Annotated in this window: 19 protein-coding genes; 9 read left to right on the forward strand and 10 right to left on the reverse strand. The window is 65.1% G+C overall.

The genetic code is table 11. The features are described 5' to 3' along the window. Window positions 1-23 precede the first annotated feature (23 nt). The 3 genes from ABD808_RS23845 to ABD808_RS23855 all read left to right on the forward strand — a co-directional run bounded on the left by ABD808_RS23845 (window position 24) and on the right by ABD808_RS23855 (window position 3,242). Window positions 24-1,874 (forward strand): Xaa-Pro dipeptidyl-peptidase, encoded by a 1,851-nt coding sequence (locus ABD808_RS23845; protein ID WP_344900360.1) that lies wholly within the window; start codon window positions 24-26, stop codon window positions 1,872-1,874. Between the two features lie 114 nt (window positions 1,875-1,988). After that, entirely contained in the window at window positions 1,989-2,765 is a 777-nt protein-coding gene (locus ABD808_RS23850) for an ArsR/SmtB family transcription factor (protein ID WP_344900502.1), read from the forward strand. Between the two features lie 12 nt (window positions 2,766-2,777). Next, complete coding sequence (locus tag ABD808_RS23855; RefSeq protein ID WP_344900362.1) at window positions 2,778-3,242, forward strand: hypothetical protein; 465 nt, start codon at window positions 2,778-2,780, stop codon at window positions 3,240-3,242. A gap of 40 nt (window positions 3,243-3,282) precedes the next feature. Here ABD808_RS23855 and ABD808_RS23860 read toward each other — a convergent pair whose 3' ends face one another. Together ABD808_RS23860 and ABD808_RS23865 are read right to left on the reverse strand one after the other, a co-directional pair. Then, complete coding sequence (locus ABD808_RS23860; protein WP_344900364.1) at window positions 3,283-3,597, reverse strand: hypothetical protein; 315 nt, start codon at window positions 3,595-3,597, stop codon at window positions 3,283-3,285. A 98-nt stretch (window positions 3,598-3,695) separates the two neighbouring features. Next, window positions 3,696-3,917, reverse strand: a complete 222-nt coding sequence (locus tag ABD808_RS23865) for a hypothetical protein (RefSeq protein WP_344900366.1) — start codon at window positions 3,915-3,917, stop codon at window positions 3,696-3,698. Window positions 3,918-3,951: 34 nt separating this feature from the next. On the opposite strand from ABD808_RS23865, the gene ABD808_RS23870 reads away from it, so the two are divergent. From ABD808_RS23870 to ABD808_RS23890, 5 genes are all read left to right on the forward strand, one after another. After that, window positions 3,952-4,875, forward strand: a complete 924-nt coding sequence (locus ABD808_RS23870) for a helix-turn-helix domain-containing protein (RefSeq protein WP_344900368.1) — start codon at window positions 3,952-3,954, stop codon at window positions 4,873-4,875. Then, window positions 4,872-5,084 (forward strand): DUF397 domain-containing protein, encoded by a 213-nt coding sequence (locus ABD808_RS23875; RefSeq protein WP_344900370.1) that lies wholly within the window; start codon window positions 4,872-4,874, stop codon window positions 5,082-5,084. The genes ABD808_RS23870 and ABD808_RS23875 overlap by 4 nt, the downstream gene beginning before the upstream one ends. 2 nt (window positions 5,085-5,086) lie before the next feature. Then, entirely contained in the window at window positions 5,087-5,290 is a 204-nt protein-coding gene (locus tag ABD808_RS23880) for a DUF397 domain-containing protein (RefSeq protein WP_344900372.1), read from the forward strand. An 86-nt stretch (window positions 5,291-5,376) separates the two neighbouring features. Then, window positions 5,377-5,664, forward strand: coding sequence for a type II toxin-antitoxin system Phd/YefM family antitoxin (locus ABD808_RS23885; RefSeq protein ID WP_344900374.1), 288 nt, complete (start codon window positions 5,377-5,379; stop codon window positions 5,662-5,664). 43 nt (window positions 5,665-5,707) lie between these two features. Then, window positions 5,708-5,905, forward strand: a complete 198-nt coding sequence (locus ABD808_RS23890) for a hypothetical protein (protein WP_344900376.1) — start codon at window positions 5,708-5,710, stop codon at window positions 5,903-5,905. Between the two features lie 37 nt (window positions 5,906-5,942). On the opposite strand, the gene ABD808_RS23895 is transcribed toward ABD808_RS23890, so the two are convergent. From ABD808_RS23895 to ABD808_RS23910, 4 genes are all read right to left on the reverse strand, one after another. Next, complete coding sequence (locus tag ABD808_RS23895) at window positions 5,943-7,049, reverse strand: CapA family protein (protein WP_344900378.1); 1,107 nt, start codon at window positions 7,047-7,049, stop codon at window positions 5,943-5,945. A 381-nt stretch (window positions 7,050-7,430) separates the two neighbouring features. After that, a complete protein-coding gene (locus ABD808_RS23900; protein WP_344900380.1) occupies window positions 7,431-7,778 on the reverse strand; it encodes a VOC family protein in 348 nt (115 codons plus the stop codon). Window positions 7,779-7,880: 102 nt separating this feature from the next. After that, on the reverse strand, window positions 7,881-8,081 hold the full coding sequence (locus tag ABD808_RS23905) for a hypothetical protein (protein ID WP_344900382.1): 201 nt from the start codon (window positions 8,079-8,081) through the stop codon (window positions 7,881-7,883). A gap of 105 nt (window positions 8,082-8,186) precedes the next feature. Then, window positions 8,187-9,035, reverse strand: a complete 849-nt coding sequence (locus ABD808_RS23910; protein ID WP_344900384.1) for an SCO6745 family protein — start codon at window positions 9,033-9,035, stop codon at window positions 8,187-8,189. Between the two features lie 188 nt (window positions 9,036-9,223). On the opposite strand from ABD808_RS23910, the gene ABD808_RS23915 reads away from it, so the two are divergent. Then, a complete protein-coding gene (locus tag ABD808_RS23915; RefSeq protein ID WP_344900386.1) occupies window positions 9,224-9,664 on the forward strand; it encodes a BP74-related protein in 441 nt (146 codons plus the stop codon). Window positions 9,665-9,797: 133 nt separating this feature from the next. Here ABD808_RS23915 and ABD808_RS23920 read toward each other — a convergent pair whose 3' ends face one another. The 4 genes from ABD808_RS23920 to ABD808_RS23935 all read right to left on the reverse strand — a co-directional run bounded on the left by ABD808_RS23920 (window position 9,798) and on the right by ABD808_RS23935 (window position 12,748). Continuing rightward, entirely contained in the window at window positions 9,798-11,108 is a 1,311-nt protein-coding gene (locus ABD808_RS23920; RefSeq protein WP_344900388.1) for a glycosyltransferase 87 family protein, read from the reverse strand. Then, a complete protein-coding gene (locus tag ABD808_RS23925) occupies window positions 11,059-11,577 on the reverse strand; it encodes a hypothetical protein (protein ID WP_344900390.1) in 519 nt (172 codons plus the stop codon). The genes ABD808_RS23920 and ABD808_RS23925 overlap by 50 nt, the downstream gene beginning before the upstream one ends. Window positions 11,578-11,677: 100 nt before the next feature. Next, complete coding sequence (locus ABD808_RS23930) at window positions 11,678-12,088, reverse strand: hypothetical protein (RefSeq protein WP_344900392.1); 411 nt, start codon at window positions 12,086-12,088, stop codon at window positions 11,678-11,680. Between the two features lie 315 nt (window positions 12,089-12,403). Continuing rightward, the gene (locus ABD808_RS23935) at window positions 12,404-12,748 is read right to left on the reverse strand and encodes an MOSC domain-containing protein (protein ID WP_344900394.1); all 345 of its coding nucleotides are present in this window, start codon (window positions 12,746-12,748) and stop codon (window positions 12,404-12,406) included. Window positions 12,749-13,004: the final 256 nt, after the last annotated feature.

Consider the following 13,004-nt stretch of genomic DNA (forward strand, 5'->3'; position numbering starts at 1 on the left):
TTTCCATGAACAGGGAGCGGTAGTTGAGATCCTCACTCCTGCCCGTCGCGGCACTGGCGAGCATGGCGGCCCTCCTGGCCGCCGGTCTGCCCGCCCACGCCGACGCGGCACGTCCTCACATCGTCGTGAAGGACGGCAAGACACAACCGACGTTCTCCTTCAAGGACGCCGTGCGCGAGAAGGTGTTCGTCGAGACGAACGTCGACAGTGACGGGGATGGCAAGCGCGACCGCGTGTCCGCGTACGTCACCCGTCCGAAGGAGACGAACGGCCGTCTCAAGGTGGCCTCCATCATCGAGGCCAGCCCCTACTTCGCGGGCTTCCAGGACGCGCCGTACCACCCGGCCGACGTCACCGACTACCCGCGCCTGGCGCCGTACCCGATCCCGGCGGCCCAGCCCGCACCGCCGAACTACGCCTTCCCGTACTACGACAATTACTTCGTGTCCCGGGGCTACGCCTTCCTGGCGGTCGACACGCTCGGCACCGGTGACTCCGACGGCTGTCCGACCGCCGTGGGCCAGAACGAGGCCCAGGGCATGAAGTCCGTCATCGAATGGCTCGGCGGTCACGGCACCGCGTACGACGCCGACGGCAAGAAGATCAGCGCGAGCTGGTCGACCGGGAACGTCGCGATGGCGGGCAAGTCGTACGACGGCACCCTGCCCCTCGCGGCCGCCGCGACCCGCGTCCGCAACCTCAAGACCATCGTCTCTGTTTCCGGTGTTTCCAGCTGGTACGAGGAGTACCGCGACAACGGCGGCGTCATCGCCCCGGACGGCTTCGAGGGCGAGGACCTCGACCTGCACGCCAAGGTCGTCCTGTCCCGGAAGAACCCGGCGATCTGCGCGCCCGTCATGCACGGCCTTGAGAAGAAGATGGACCGCGTCACCGGCGACTACAACCGCGCCTGGGACGAACGAAACTTCGCCAAGAGCGCGCCGCGTTTCCGCACCAGCGTATTCATGACGAGCGGCCTCGCCGACTGGAACGTCAAGCCGATCCAGATGGCGGCCCTCTGGGACGGTCTCAAGAAGGCCGGGGTGGACCGGAAACTCTGGATACACCAGGCCGCCCATGACGACCCGCTGGACGTTCGCCAAGGCGCGTGGCTCGAAGCGCTGAACAAGTGGTTCGCGCACGAGCTGTACAACGTCCGCAACGACATCATGCGGGAACCCCGCGTCGACCTGGAGCGCACCCCGGGCAACTGGGAAACTCACCGCGACTGGCCCGACTCGTCCGCGCGTCCCGTCCGCCTCGGCCTGAGCGCAGACGGCCTCGGCCAGCGCGGCCACGGCACCCAGCAGCTCGTGGACGACCCGTCCCGCAAGGCCGAGGAGCTGGCGACCACTCCCGACACGTCGGACCCGAACCGCCTGATCTACCTCACGCCCGAGCTCAAGCAGTCGATGAAGCTCAGCGGCACGGCCAAGATCAAGGTCCGCGCCTCCGTCGACGGCAAGTCGCCGTACCTGTCGGCCATCCTGGTCGACTACGGCACTGACGAGCGCATCACCGGTTACGCGCCGACGTCCGAGCAGTGGTGCTACGGCGACTCGATCCCGACTGACAAGGGCTGCCGCGCCGTCCGCAAGTACACCACCGGGGTCACCCCCTTCAAGATCGTGACCCGCGGCTGGATGGACATCCGCAACCGCGACTCCCTGTGGCACAGCACACCGGTCAAGCCCGGCAAGGACTACACGTTCTCCTGGCCGATGCAGCCGTACGACTACGTCTTCAAGAAGGGCCACCGCATCGGCCTGATGCTCCTGGCCACCGACCACGCCTACACGCTCCGCTACCCGGCGGGCACCAAGGTCAAGGTCGACCTCCACGGCAGCACCCTCACCCTCCCCCTCGCACACTGATCCACCGAACCGACGGCCCCGCCCCTCCCGGGCGGGGCCGTCGTCGTTTCCCCAGGTAGGACGCCCACTTGACATTATGCAGGCAAACACCTGCATAATGAGGACGTGAGCGAGATGGATTCGGTCTTCAAGGCGCTGGCCGACCCGACCCGGCGGCTCCTGCTCGACCGGCTGCGGGAGCACAACGGCCAGACGCTGAGCGAGCTGTGCGAACGCCTGGAGATGGCGCGCCAGTCGGCGACGCAACATCTCGACGTCCTGGTGCGGGCCGACCTGGTGACCGTCGTCCGGCGGGGACGCGAGCGCCTGCACTACCTCAATCCGGTGCCGATCCACGAGATCGAGGAACGCTGGATCTCGGTGTTCGACCAGCCCCGCCTACAAGTGATCAGTGCGATCAAGAGCAAGGCAGAGGAGTACGCCATGACATCCATACCGAGCTACGTCTACGTCACCTACATCCGCGCGAGCGCCGAACAGGTGTGGCACGCCCTCACGGACGCCGACCTGACGGCCCGCTACTGGGGACACGCCAACATCTCGGACTGGCAGCCCGGCTCGTCCTGGGAGCACCGCAGGGTCGACGGATCGGACGCCGTCGACGTCGTCGGCAAGGTGCTCAAGGCCGAGCCTCCGGAGCGCCTGGTCATCACCTTCGAGGACACCCCGGACACCGAACCGCCGAGGGACCCGTCCGTCGTCACCTTCCTCGTCGAGCCGCACCAGGACATCGTCCGCCTGACCGTGACCCACGAGAACCTGCCCAACGTGGAAATGCGCAACGGAATCTCGGACGGGTGGCCCGCCGTCCTGGCCAACCTCAAGTCGCTACTCGAAACCGGCGACGTCCTCCCGCAGGCCCCCTGGGAAATGTCCACCACGAACACCTGAGAGGGGGACCACATGCTCAGAGACGCTTACCAAACCCTGCTGGACGCCGCCGCGACCGTGGGCTCCGACCGCGTCCCGCCGCCCGGCGAATGGAACGCCGACCAGATCCTGGCGCACGTCAGCATCATCAACGCCGCCACCATCGCCACCGTCGCCTCGGTCACCGCAGGAGCGATCACCACCTACGACAACCGCCTATCCCAGGACACCTGGACCCTCAACAACACCATCGCCCTCGCGGGCGGCAACAAGGGCCTCCAAGACCGCATCCGCCACCAGTCGGACGCCCTGTGCGCACTGGTCGGACCAACACTCAGCGAAGAGGAACTCAACACCCTCATCCCGGCCCGGCTTCTGTCGAACGACGAACTCCTGGTCGACCGGCCCATGCCGCTAAGGGACATCATCAACGGCCTCGCCGAATCAGAATTGCCCGGCCACACCCAACAACTCCAGTCCCTGCGCCGGGGCCACTGACCGAAGGGACGGCCCCGCCCCCTCGACGGGGCCGTCCCTTTCACCCGTCCGCCAACTCCCGGACGAGCACTCCGACAACGGCCTGAACGTTCTCAACCGGCGCGATCGGCCGCCCGTCGCTCCAGGTGAACCACCATCCCGCGCGGACGAAGTCGCACCCGACCTCCACCAGCCGCCGCGACCCGACCCGGACGACGCTCACCCACGCCACCCCGCGCCGCTCGACCAGCCCACACTCCAGTTCTTCCCGTTCTCTCACGGCGTCCCGCAGCGCATCCAGGTGGACCCGCCGCTCATTGCGCGGCCTCACCATGACACCGCCCACGGCGTGCCTGCCATGGCCCATCATCCTCACCTCGCTTGCCGTAGTGGACGGCGCGACCGGTGAGCTGGGGGGACGCCCACCGGCCGCGCCGTGCTCAGAGGCGGTGACCGAAAGGCCACCGCCGTTGGTCACCGGCGACAGGCCCTCTCAGCCTGCGTGACCAGCGCCTCACGCAGAAGCCGCGCCGTAGGCAGCATCACCGTGGGCTCGACGCCGACCCTGGGGTCATGCAGGCTGGCGACCCACTCACCGAGCCGCCCGTCCGACTTCACGGCCCGCCAGATCCGCCACCCACCGAAGTCGGCCCGCAGCCTCCCCAACTCCTGCTCGTCCCACGCTCGCGTATCCATTCGGAGTCCCTGGTCGTCGCGCCTGTCCGTTTCCATGACCAGCGTCACCCAGATGAATTACGTTCCGCTACAGAGCAACGACAACAAGGCACCAACCAAGATCGCCTCAGATGCGAGGGACGCCCCCATGACCGCCGAGACAGGCACGCACACTCGCGACCCCCTGATCCGTACCTTCGGCGTCGTTCTGCGTGGTTACCGCGAGGCCGCCGGTTTGTCTCGCCGCCAACTGGCGGACGCGCTCGGATGCACCTCCGCCTGGGTCGAGAAGATGGAGACCGGCACCAAACCGTCCGTCCAGTCCGCGATCGACCTGGACACCTACTTCAAGATCCCGACCAAGTCCTTCCAGGAGATCGCGGAAGACATCGAACGGATGGGCAAGCGTCCTGCCTTCCCTCCAGGATTCCCGGAGTTCGTCGCACGCGAGACGAAAGCGACCTCGATATACGGCTTCGAAGCCCAGGTCATCCCAGGACTCCTCCAGAAGGAACGGTATGCCCGGGCGATCATGGACGCTGGACAGACTCCAGATGAACTGGACCGTCTTGTCGCGGCACGTATCGATCGACAGGCAGTCTTTCAACGGCCACGGCCGCCTCGCATGTGGTTCGTGATCGACGAGTCGGCCCTACACCGTCCTGCGGAGGGGCGTGAGGCAATGCGTGAGCAGCTCACCTACCTAGCTCATGTGATGGCCAACATCTCAAACGTGCAGGTTCGGATACTGCCCTTCGACTCGGTAACGTGGGCCGCGCTTGATGGGTCGTTCAAGATCCTTGAGATGCCGGACGGCGAGAAGGTCGCTTATCTCGAATCCCCCGGGTCGGGACAGTTGGTCCACAGCGCAGACAGAGTTGAAGCCACTTCGGTACGCTTCCATCTCGTGATGGGGGAGGCGTTGCCCGCAGCAGCGTCCTTGGACCGCGTTAGGCGAGCGTTGGAGGACTACAAATGACCTTTCTGGAAGTCTCGAACGCCCAGTGGCGCAAGAGCAGCCGCAGCGGTGGCCAAGGTGGTGACTGCCTAGAGGTTGTCGGCCTTAACGAGGTGGTAGCGGTGCGGGACTCCAAGGATCCGGACGGTCCGAAGTTGGCGTTCGGTGCGGGTGAGTGGCGGACGTTCGCGCGTCGCGTGAAGGCGAGCGAGTTCGACTTGGAGGTCTAGCCATGGGCATGCCGGACGTGCAGTGGCGGAAGAGCAGCCGAAGCGGTGGTCAGGGCGGCAATTGCGTGGAGGTCGCGGCGCTCGCCCCTGCGGTCGCGGTGCGGGATTCCAAGGATCCGGACGGCCCGAGGTTGGCGTTCGGTGCGGGTGAGTGGCGTGCGTTCACACGCCGCGTGAAGGCGAGTGAGCTCGACCTGGAGGTCTAGCCCTGGAGGCTCGGACGTCCAGGCGCACTTGAAGGCGAATGTACATGGTGTACACCTAGAGCACAGTGTGCACTAGGGTGTGAACCATGGAGTCCTATCCGATCAAGGAGGCGCGGAAGCGTCTCGGTGACATGCACACCGCCGTGGTTCACTGCCAAGCTCACCCTCGGATCACGAAGAACGGTCGGGACCCGGTGGTGTTGATCACCGAACAGGAGTGGCAAGAACTTCAGCGGCTCCGTCGCGAGGACGCCGCCCGTCAGGGCGACCAGGAGATGAACCGCATCAAGCCCTATCTGGATGCCGGGCAGACCCCACCCGGTTACGAGGTTTACACCGGCGAGCAGGTCGCTTCTGGGGACTGGCTTGCCTGATCGCCTCGTCGTCCCCCTAAGCCTGCGGCTCACTATCGCTGGTATGGCGCCTAATTACCGCACGGCAGTCCAACTGGTCATTATGTCGTTGTTGAGTGACCCGGTCCCGCCGGACGCCAAGCCGTTCGGCGTTGAGGGGTTGGAATACGCCCACTACAGCGTCACCCGCGATGACGTCACTGTCCATTACCTTGTTATGGGTGACACCGTCGTCATAATGAACGTGCATCCCGATAGTTGACGGTGCTGCCAGCAGCCGCTGCGGCGGCCACAGGCCCCTAGTTTTGGGGTGGGGCTAGGGGGATGTTGTAGCCGAGGCTTCGTACGACTCGGGTTGTGCGGGTCACGGTGGCCTGGTTGCCTGAATCGCTGCTCAGCTTGCGGAGTCTGATGGGGTTGGACGTGACGAGCGTGGGGACGAAGGAGGGCTGCGTCTTCCACCGGCCTTCGGAGTTCCGGGTGAAGGTGACCTGCGCGATGATTCCTTCGTGGGTGGCCTGAGTGTTGGCGGTCGGGTTGGCGACCACATTCCCCATGCCGTACACGACCCATTTGCCGTTGATCTTCTCGTAGGGCTGGACGACGTGTGCGTGGCAGCCGAGGATCAGGTCGACATTGGGCGAGCGCATCAGCGTCTTCGCCAGGCCGCGCTGCTCGGACGTCGGCTCGTGCTTGTATTCCTCGCCCCAGTGCAGGCTGAGGATCACGATTTCGGCGCCTGCCTGCTTGGCGCGGGAGGCGTCGGCGAGGATCCTTTCGGGGTTCAGGGGGGAGTTCACGATCCAGGGTTTTCCGGCGGGCTTCGGAATGCCGTTGGTCCCGAACGTGTAGGAGAGCTGGGCGACCTTGACCCCCTTCACGTTCAGGATGTTGATCCGCTCCGCCTCTTTCGCGCTGAGGGCCGTGCCCGTGTGCCGGACGTCCGCTTCGTCCAGGTCGTCGATGGTGCGGCGCACCCCCGGTTCTCCCTGGTCAAGGGAGTGGTTGGACGCGGTGGAGCAGGTCTTGTAGCCGAGCCCGTGGATCGCGTTCACGATCTGCGGCGGTGAGCTGAACGTCGGGTAGCCCTGGAACGGCCCTGACGGCGGGGCCAATGGCGTCTCGACGTGACAGACCCCCAGATCCGTCTTGCTGATGACGGGCTTGAGCTGGGCGAGCATCGGACTGAAGTCGAACCCGTCCTCGCCCCTGGCACGCGCGTCCGAGGCGGCCTGCTTGGTCACGACATCGTGCAGGAGGAAGTCCCCGGTCCCCGCCACGGTGAATCGGGTCGCTTCGCGTCCGCCCGATTCGGTCGCCCCGCGCTGCCCGGCGGGGTGGTCGTTGTCACCACTGCATCCCGACAGCGCGGCGAGCCCGAGTGCGCCGACGAGCAGAACGCTCATAGCGCACCGACGTGGAGCGTTCGCGGCCTTTCGAACGGACGCTGAAGTTCCCATGCATACTGGTCTTCAACATCCTAATTCTCTCAAACGGCAACTTACCAGAACGTGGATCATCGTTAGGAATGCCTTGGGCGAATCCGCTGGATTCTGGGAGTGCCTCTACAAAGCGAACATACGTCGTATATCAGGCATATTGGTGACGCCATCACGTAGGGGCCGTCGTCCAGCGGCACTTGCACACCGGGACCGAGTCCATTTCGGCGGCCAACGGCAGAATCGCAACCATCTACGAAGGGGCCACGCCAGAAACGTGTGCCCGGAGACTCGCGCGCAACTCGCAGCCTCGGGCGAGCGTCGTGGGTGAGGGGGAGACTGGCTCTGTCAGCGGTGGGTTAGGACGTTGACGACCTTGCCGTTGGGGTCGCGGACGAAGAAGCGGCGGACTCCCCATTCCTCGTCCTGCAAGGGGTACACGATCTCCGCGCCGGTCTCCTGGACGGCCGCGTAAACCGCGTCCACGTCTTCTACTTCTACGCTCATGTCGGGCACGACTGGCGCGGTCGCGTCATGGGTCATGAGCGTGACCTGCGCTGTGGGGTTGGACGGGGACGCGAGCGTCACGACCCAGCCGAGGTCCATGACCTCGTCGAACCCGAGGAGGCCGTAGAAGTTCTTGCTCTCTTCCACGGCCTCCGAGCGGATGTCGGGCATGACCCGGCGGATGGACATCGGTGGCTCCTGTGGGAGGCGAAAGCGGATGTGTCCGCGATTATCTCCAGGGGCCGGGGCCGCACGTACGAAGTTCGGCGACCGCTGGCCACCCGGCTGCGTTCAGCAGATTTGGCCCGACGTGAGGTTGAGCGGGATCCCGATTACCTCGCCGACGTTCTGGCACTGGCCGAGGGTCATGGTGCTGATCAGGGAGTTGGCGTCCTTGGGTGGTGTCGGGTCGGCCTGGGCTGGGGTCGCGGCGAGCATCATGCCGATGATCAGGCTTGCCGCGCTGACGGCGAAGGTGAGGGTCTTGCGCATGGCCGATCTCCGTTCTGTGACTCGGCCCCACCTGGGACCGTCCTGGACGGATACCCGTGTAAACGGAGAGCATTCGATCAATTACAGATCGTCCAGAGGTCGGGGTTACGCGGGTGGGCGGGGGAGGCCGACTGGGTTGGGGAACGGGATCTCGTTGCTGGTGGCGACGGCGCGGGCGAAGGGGGCGAGGAGCCGGTGGAGGGCCTGCGGGTCGTCCAGGGCGCCGTACGGGGACGCGGCCAGGGTGTTGGTGCGGCCTTCGATGTCGGCTTTCAGGTTCTGGCCCGCTTCGGTGGCCTTGTCTCCGGTCACCAGACCGCGTGTCGCCAGGGTGGTTGTCGCATCGTCCCACTCGTCCTGTGACCAGCCCCGGCTCTGCCTCAGATAGTCCGCGGGGACTTTGCCCACCGCGGACGCCAGGACGTTGGCCTCCAGGCCGGTCAGGCCCTCGGCCGCCAGCAACGCGAGATGTCCGTCGCCGCGGTGCTCGCGCAGCGCCGTCGCCAGTTGCCAGAGGGCCTCGACCGGATCTTCGGGCAGGGTCAGGTCTCGGTTGGCTGAGAAGAGGACGCGGCCGGAGCCGTCCGCGGCCTCGACCACCGCGCGGAGTTGTGGCACTGCCGTTGCCGCCGCCGCGTCGATGGTCGGTGCCAACCGCCGGAGCACCTGCGCGGCGGCGGGACCGCGCGTCTTCAGGATGGTGTCGGGGGACGCGAACCGCCAGGCGTCCGGCACCGCCCGACGGACGAGTGCCGGGCGGAAACCGTAGAAGGACGCCTCGATCACACCGGCGGGGACGGGGCCGAGCGGGGCGCCACGGCTTCCGAAATAGCCCATCCAGTAGCCCTTGAGGCCGACCCGTTTGTTCGCTTCCAGACATTCCGGCGAGAAGTACGTCACGACGTGCAGTGGTTCGAGGGTTGTCCAGAAGTCGCGTGCGATGGAGGCGTCCACTCTGACTCCCGTCTCGGGCAGGCATCCGACCTGTCGAACGATAAACGCCTTCGCGTGACCCGTTGGACACGCCCCCCGCAGTGGATTCCGTGACTGGACGCGGAGCGTAGCTTGATCGTCGCGACGGGTAGATGGTGGTCGGGTCGCCATGACGCGGCCCGCCGAATCCACGGAGGTAAAACGTGCACGTGAAGTCGTGTCTGAAGGCGGTCGCCGGGGCCGTCGCGGTGGCGGTCGTCGCGCCGCTGGCCCTGTTCGCCACCGCCCAGCCCGCCAGCGCGGACCCGGCGGCGTATTTCGTCTTCACCGACGTCACCCGTGAGGAGGCCGTCGTCAAGCTCACCGACCCGGAAAAGATCCAGCACGCCCGGGATCTGGTCAACGGCGAGACCCACGAGCGGTCGCACCTTGTCGGGAGGATCATCAAGAGGCAGGCCAACTACAACCCTCGCTGGAGCTACCACTACAACCCGGACACGGTCGACTTCTTCGACCAAGCCATCGAGGTCTGCGACGCGACCATTCCGTACGTCGAGGACCACCTGGACGAGGCGGGCGGCGCCTTCCTCCCCGGTCTCTACTTTTGCCCCTGGTCGTCCCGCCTGGTGAGGGAGATCTCCACGTCCTGACAAATGCGCGGTGCGGCTGCTGCGCCTGTGACGTGGCATGCACCCGCCTGGAGCCGAGCCAGGCCCCAGGCGGGTGTTCCTGATGGCGGCCAGGCCCGGCGAGTTGGCTTCCGCGGGAGAATCCGCGTTTCGTCTACTTCCCGCGGTTGCCCCGACCGAGGCGGGCTGGAAGCAGAGCACTTGGTTTGAGGGCACCCCGCAGCTCGCTCAGGTGCCGAAGGGCGCCGTGAGGAGGTGCGCCGTCACGAACGGTCCGCCGAATCGGTATGAGCGTGGCGACCGCGATCGCCAGAAATGGCCGCAGTTCCGCCGCCGACAGCACCATGATCGACAGGGTGGCGCCCGTCCATGCGGCCTGTGCCACGAGCGTCCATCTCCCGGGTAGTCGCTGTTCGGGCGACCGCAGCACCACGAAGGCCGCCAGCACCAGCCAGATCTGATGATGAGTCCACGAGATCGGGGAGACCACCAGGCTCGCCGCGCCCACGATGACCATTGCCCCGAGGTCATCTCCTGCGTGTCCAGCCTGGATGGCGCGGCGAAGCGCCACAACGACCACGGCGAGGCAGATCGGGATCCATAACATTGTGTGGATCTGCCCGTGGACGCCGAGCCGCTGCAGAAGCGCGTCCAAGGAGATGTTGCCGCTGGAGGTGAACGCGTGCACGGTGCCGCCCTCGAACACCACCGACGACCAAAACTCGACACTGGCACGCGGCACGATCGTCCATGCCACGATGGCGCAGGCGACAAAGGTGGCGATGGCCACCGTAGTGGCGCGGCGACGGCCTGCCAGCCACAGGTAGAGGATGAAGATCAACGGCGTCAACTTGATCGCGGCGGCGAGGCCGACCAGGCCACCGGCCGCACGGGTGCCGCTGAGGCACAGCAAGTCCGCGATGACCAGGGCGCACACCAGAATGCTTATCTGGCCGAACCGTAGATTGCTCGCCAAGGGTGCGCTCGCCGCGATGGCTGTAAAGGCGAGTCCGCTCGTCGTTATCGCATCTACCGGAATTGTGCCGCGTGGCTGCCGGGCGGCGATGCTCCTGCCGACCATCAATGCGATTGACACAGCGCCTGCGATGCACATGCACGTCCACAGCACAGCCGACCAGGTGTAGGGAATCAGAGCGAACGGCATGATGACCAGGGCTGCTGTGGGTGGATAGGTGAATGCGTCGCCGATGCTGGAGCTCTGGAAGGTGTACAGGCCGTGGCCGCTTCTGAAGGACTGAATGGCGCCGCGGTATACCTCAAGGTCATCGAGCCCGCGTAAGCCCTGCGGGCCGGACAGCGCATTCCAGGTGGCCAGAGTTATGACCGAAGTACCTAAGATCCATACCAGCGAACCAAAGAGTGTTGTCGACCATAACCTTTTGTGGCGGTCTTGGCTATCCGCTGGCGGTGAGCTTCTCGTGCCCTGATGCGATTTCGGTGCCACGTGAGTCCTTAGCACTAAGATCCAGCGCTGTCCCCTTCTTCACCGCATAGGCGAAGAATTTAACACGATCAACGCTCTTCAATTTTGGATGGAGAACCTGGTCGTCCGTAGTTGTCGCCTGAAGGCTGGTCACTCGATCTGCAGTGGTTCCGAAGATCAAGTCAATCCTGTCATCGGTGCCGTCGATGCTAAAGTTCAGCGGAGGGTCGTTGTTCGTGTGCGGGGGACAGTCATACGATCGCGGTATGCTTCGTATTACGGATTGCGTGCAGAGAATGCCGTCCTTCTGGATGATGTCAACCTGCCAGTCGACGGCAAATGCGGATCCGTTTATTGAAGCGGCAACTTGGCTTCGAAATGTAGAAGGCTGGGCGCTGGTCCGGCCTCCCAGCGTCGAGCATCCGGCCACCGGGAGGCCGGTGACCAGTACTGCGGCGGTTCCTGCGGCTAAGGCTCTCCTGAACTCCATCGGCGTACCCTCTTCCTCGGGGCGGGAGGGGATGGCCGCACCCCACAACGTCACACGGGACACGCAGGGTGCGGCCACTATTCAGTTCTTTTCGCAGTTCCTAGGCTGCGGCGAAGACTCCTTGCCCGGGAGACTTGTAGCCGTTCTTGCCATCCTTCTTCTGCCCGTACCACTTGAGGTAGTAGGAGGTGCCCTTTCCTACCCCGACCCACCGGCTGTCCATGTGGTTGGATCCGGTGCAGGGGAAGCTGTACGACGAGAAGATATTCTTACTCCCCTTGGTCCTCTTTAACTGCGTGTAGAAGTATCGTGCCGATCCGCCCTTCTTGCAGTGGCCGCCGACCTTGATCTTTTTGTGCTTGGGCACGAAGTCCTGACTGGCCCTTTCCTTTGCGCTTCCATTCCAGTTCTGACGGAACACGGTCCTCGCCTCGGCAGCCGGTGCTGCGACGAACGAACTTACTACCATCGCTCCGGCGATAGTCGTGATTGCGATCTTGCGCTTCTTCACAGTTGCCTCCGTTGGGTTCTTCTCGCTCGGGCTCCTCTTGCGCGAGCTGTTGACTGACAGCGAAGGTAGCGGTTTGTAAAATCGGCAGCAATGTGACGAGGGTCACTAGGAAATGGATCCACTGATCACTCAATGCGAGACCCGGATACGGACGCATCAGAAACCATTACCGTGCAGCAAATAACTCTTCACTGACAGTTGTCGCAGGCCTGCGCAGAGTTAATATCGATGAATTTGTGGAGTACGGTATCGGCCTCGGGAAAGCGTCTCCTGGCCTCGATCATTCGTGTCGCAGGTTGAAGAATTTGGAGCGTGCTATCCACCAGTTTCCAGCTGTTGCTCTCCCGCCGGGACCGCGATCACCTGCAGGTAGGCGCCGGGACGGGCCGTCCGGGTGAACCGTTTGATCCAGCCCTTCTCGGCCAGCCATCCCTGGAAGGTGGCGCAGGGAATCCGCGCGCAGCTCACTTCCAGGACGGTTTCGGAGGCCAGCCGCCACCGCTCGCCGATCCGGGCGCCGTTGACATCGATCCCGGTGGTGGTGAGGTTCCCGCCGAAGACGCCGTTGGGCAGCGGCCTGCCCAGCTCGTCCTCCCAGAAGTCGAGGTCCTCGCGCGCGTAGGCGTAGACGGCCTGGTCGGGCCCGCCGTGGTTGCGCACGTCGTAGGCCCTGTCCCCGGCGAGGCCGACCCCTCCCGTTCCGTGGGACGTCGGGGCGGTGACGATGACCGGGCCGTCGACCGGACGCTTGTCGATGCCCGTGATCGCGACCGTCTTCCACGGACCGTGATCGCGGTGAAGCCGGGCTTCGCGGCCGCCAGCTTGGCCGGGTGGTCGGCGAGTTGCCGTGGTGTCTCCGACCAGGGTGGACGGCTGTAGCGCGCCGCCCGTACAGGTCGATGATCTGGTCGCTGAT

The organism is Actinomadura meridiana (assembly GCF_039537545.1).
Taxonomy (GTDB): Bacteria; Actinomycetota; Actinomycetes; order Streptosporangiales; family Streptosporangiaceae; genus Spirillospora; species Spirillospora meridiana.

Coding starts and splice junctions, on each gene's coding strand:
- ABD808_RS23850 (WP_344900502.1), top strand. CDS start 1,989: ATGGATTCGGTCTTCAAGGCGCTGGCCGACCCGACCCGGCGGCTCCTG.
- ABD808_RS23855 (WP_344900362.1), top strand. CDS start 2,778: ATGCTCAGAGACGCTTACCAAACCCTGCTGGACGCCGCCGCGACCGTG.
- ABD808_RS23865 (WP_344900366.1), bottom strand. CDS start 3,917: ATGGATACGCGAGCGTGGGACGAGCAGGAGTTGGGGAGGCTGCGGGCC.
- ABD808_RS23870 (WP_344900368.1), top strand. CDS start 3,952: ATGACCAGCGTCACCCAGATGAATTACGTTCCGCTACAGAGCAACGAC.
- ABD808_RS23875 (WP_344900370.1), top strand. CDS start 4,872: ATGACCTTTCTGGAAGTCTCGAACGCCCAGTGGCGCAAGAGCAGCCGC.
- ABD808_RS23880 (WP_344900372.1), top strand. CDS start 5,087: ATGGGCATGCCGGACGTGCAGTGGCGGAAGAGCAGCCGAAGCGGTGGT.
- ABD808_RS23885 (WP_344900374.1), top strand. CDS start 5,377: ATGGAGTCCTATCCGATCAAGGAGGCGCGGAAGCGTCTCGGTGACATG.
- ABD808_RS23890 (WP_344900376.1), top strand. CDS start 5,708: ATGGCGCCTAATTACCGCACGGCAGTCCAACTGGTCATTATGTCGTTG.
- ABD808_RS23895 (WP_344900378.1), bottom strand. CDS start 7,049: ATGAGCGTTCTGCTCGTCGGCGCACTCGGGCTCGCCGCGCTGTCGGGA.
- ABD808_RS23900 (WP_344900380.1), bottom strand. CDS start 7,778: ATGTCCATCCGCCGGGTCATGCCCGACATCCGCTCGGAGGCCGTGGAA.
- ABD808_RS23905 (WP_344900382.1), bottom strand. CDS start 8,081: ATGCGCAAGACCCTCACCTTCGCCGTCAGCGCGGCAAGCCTGATCATC.
- ABD808_RS23925 (WP_344900390.1), bottom strand. CDS start 11,577: ATGGAGTTCAGGAGAGCCTTAGCCGCAGGAACCGCCGCAGTACTGGTC.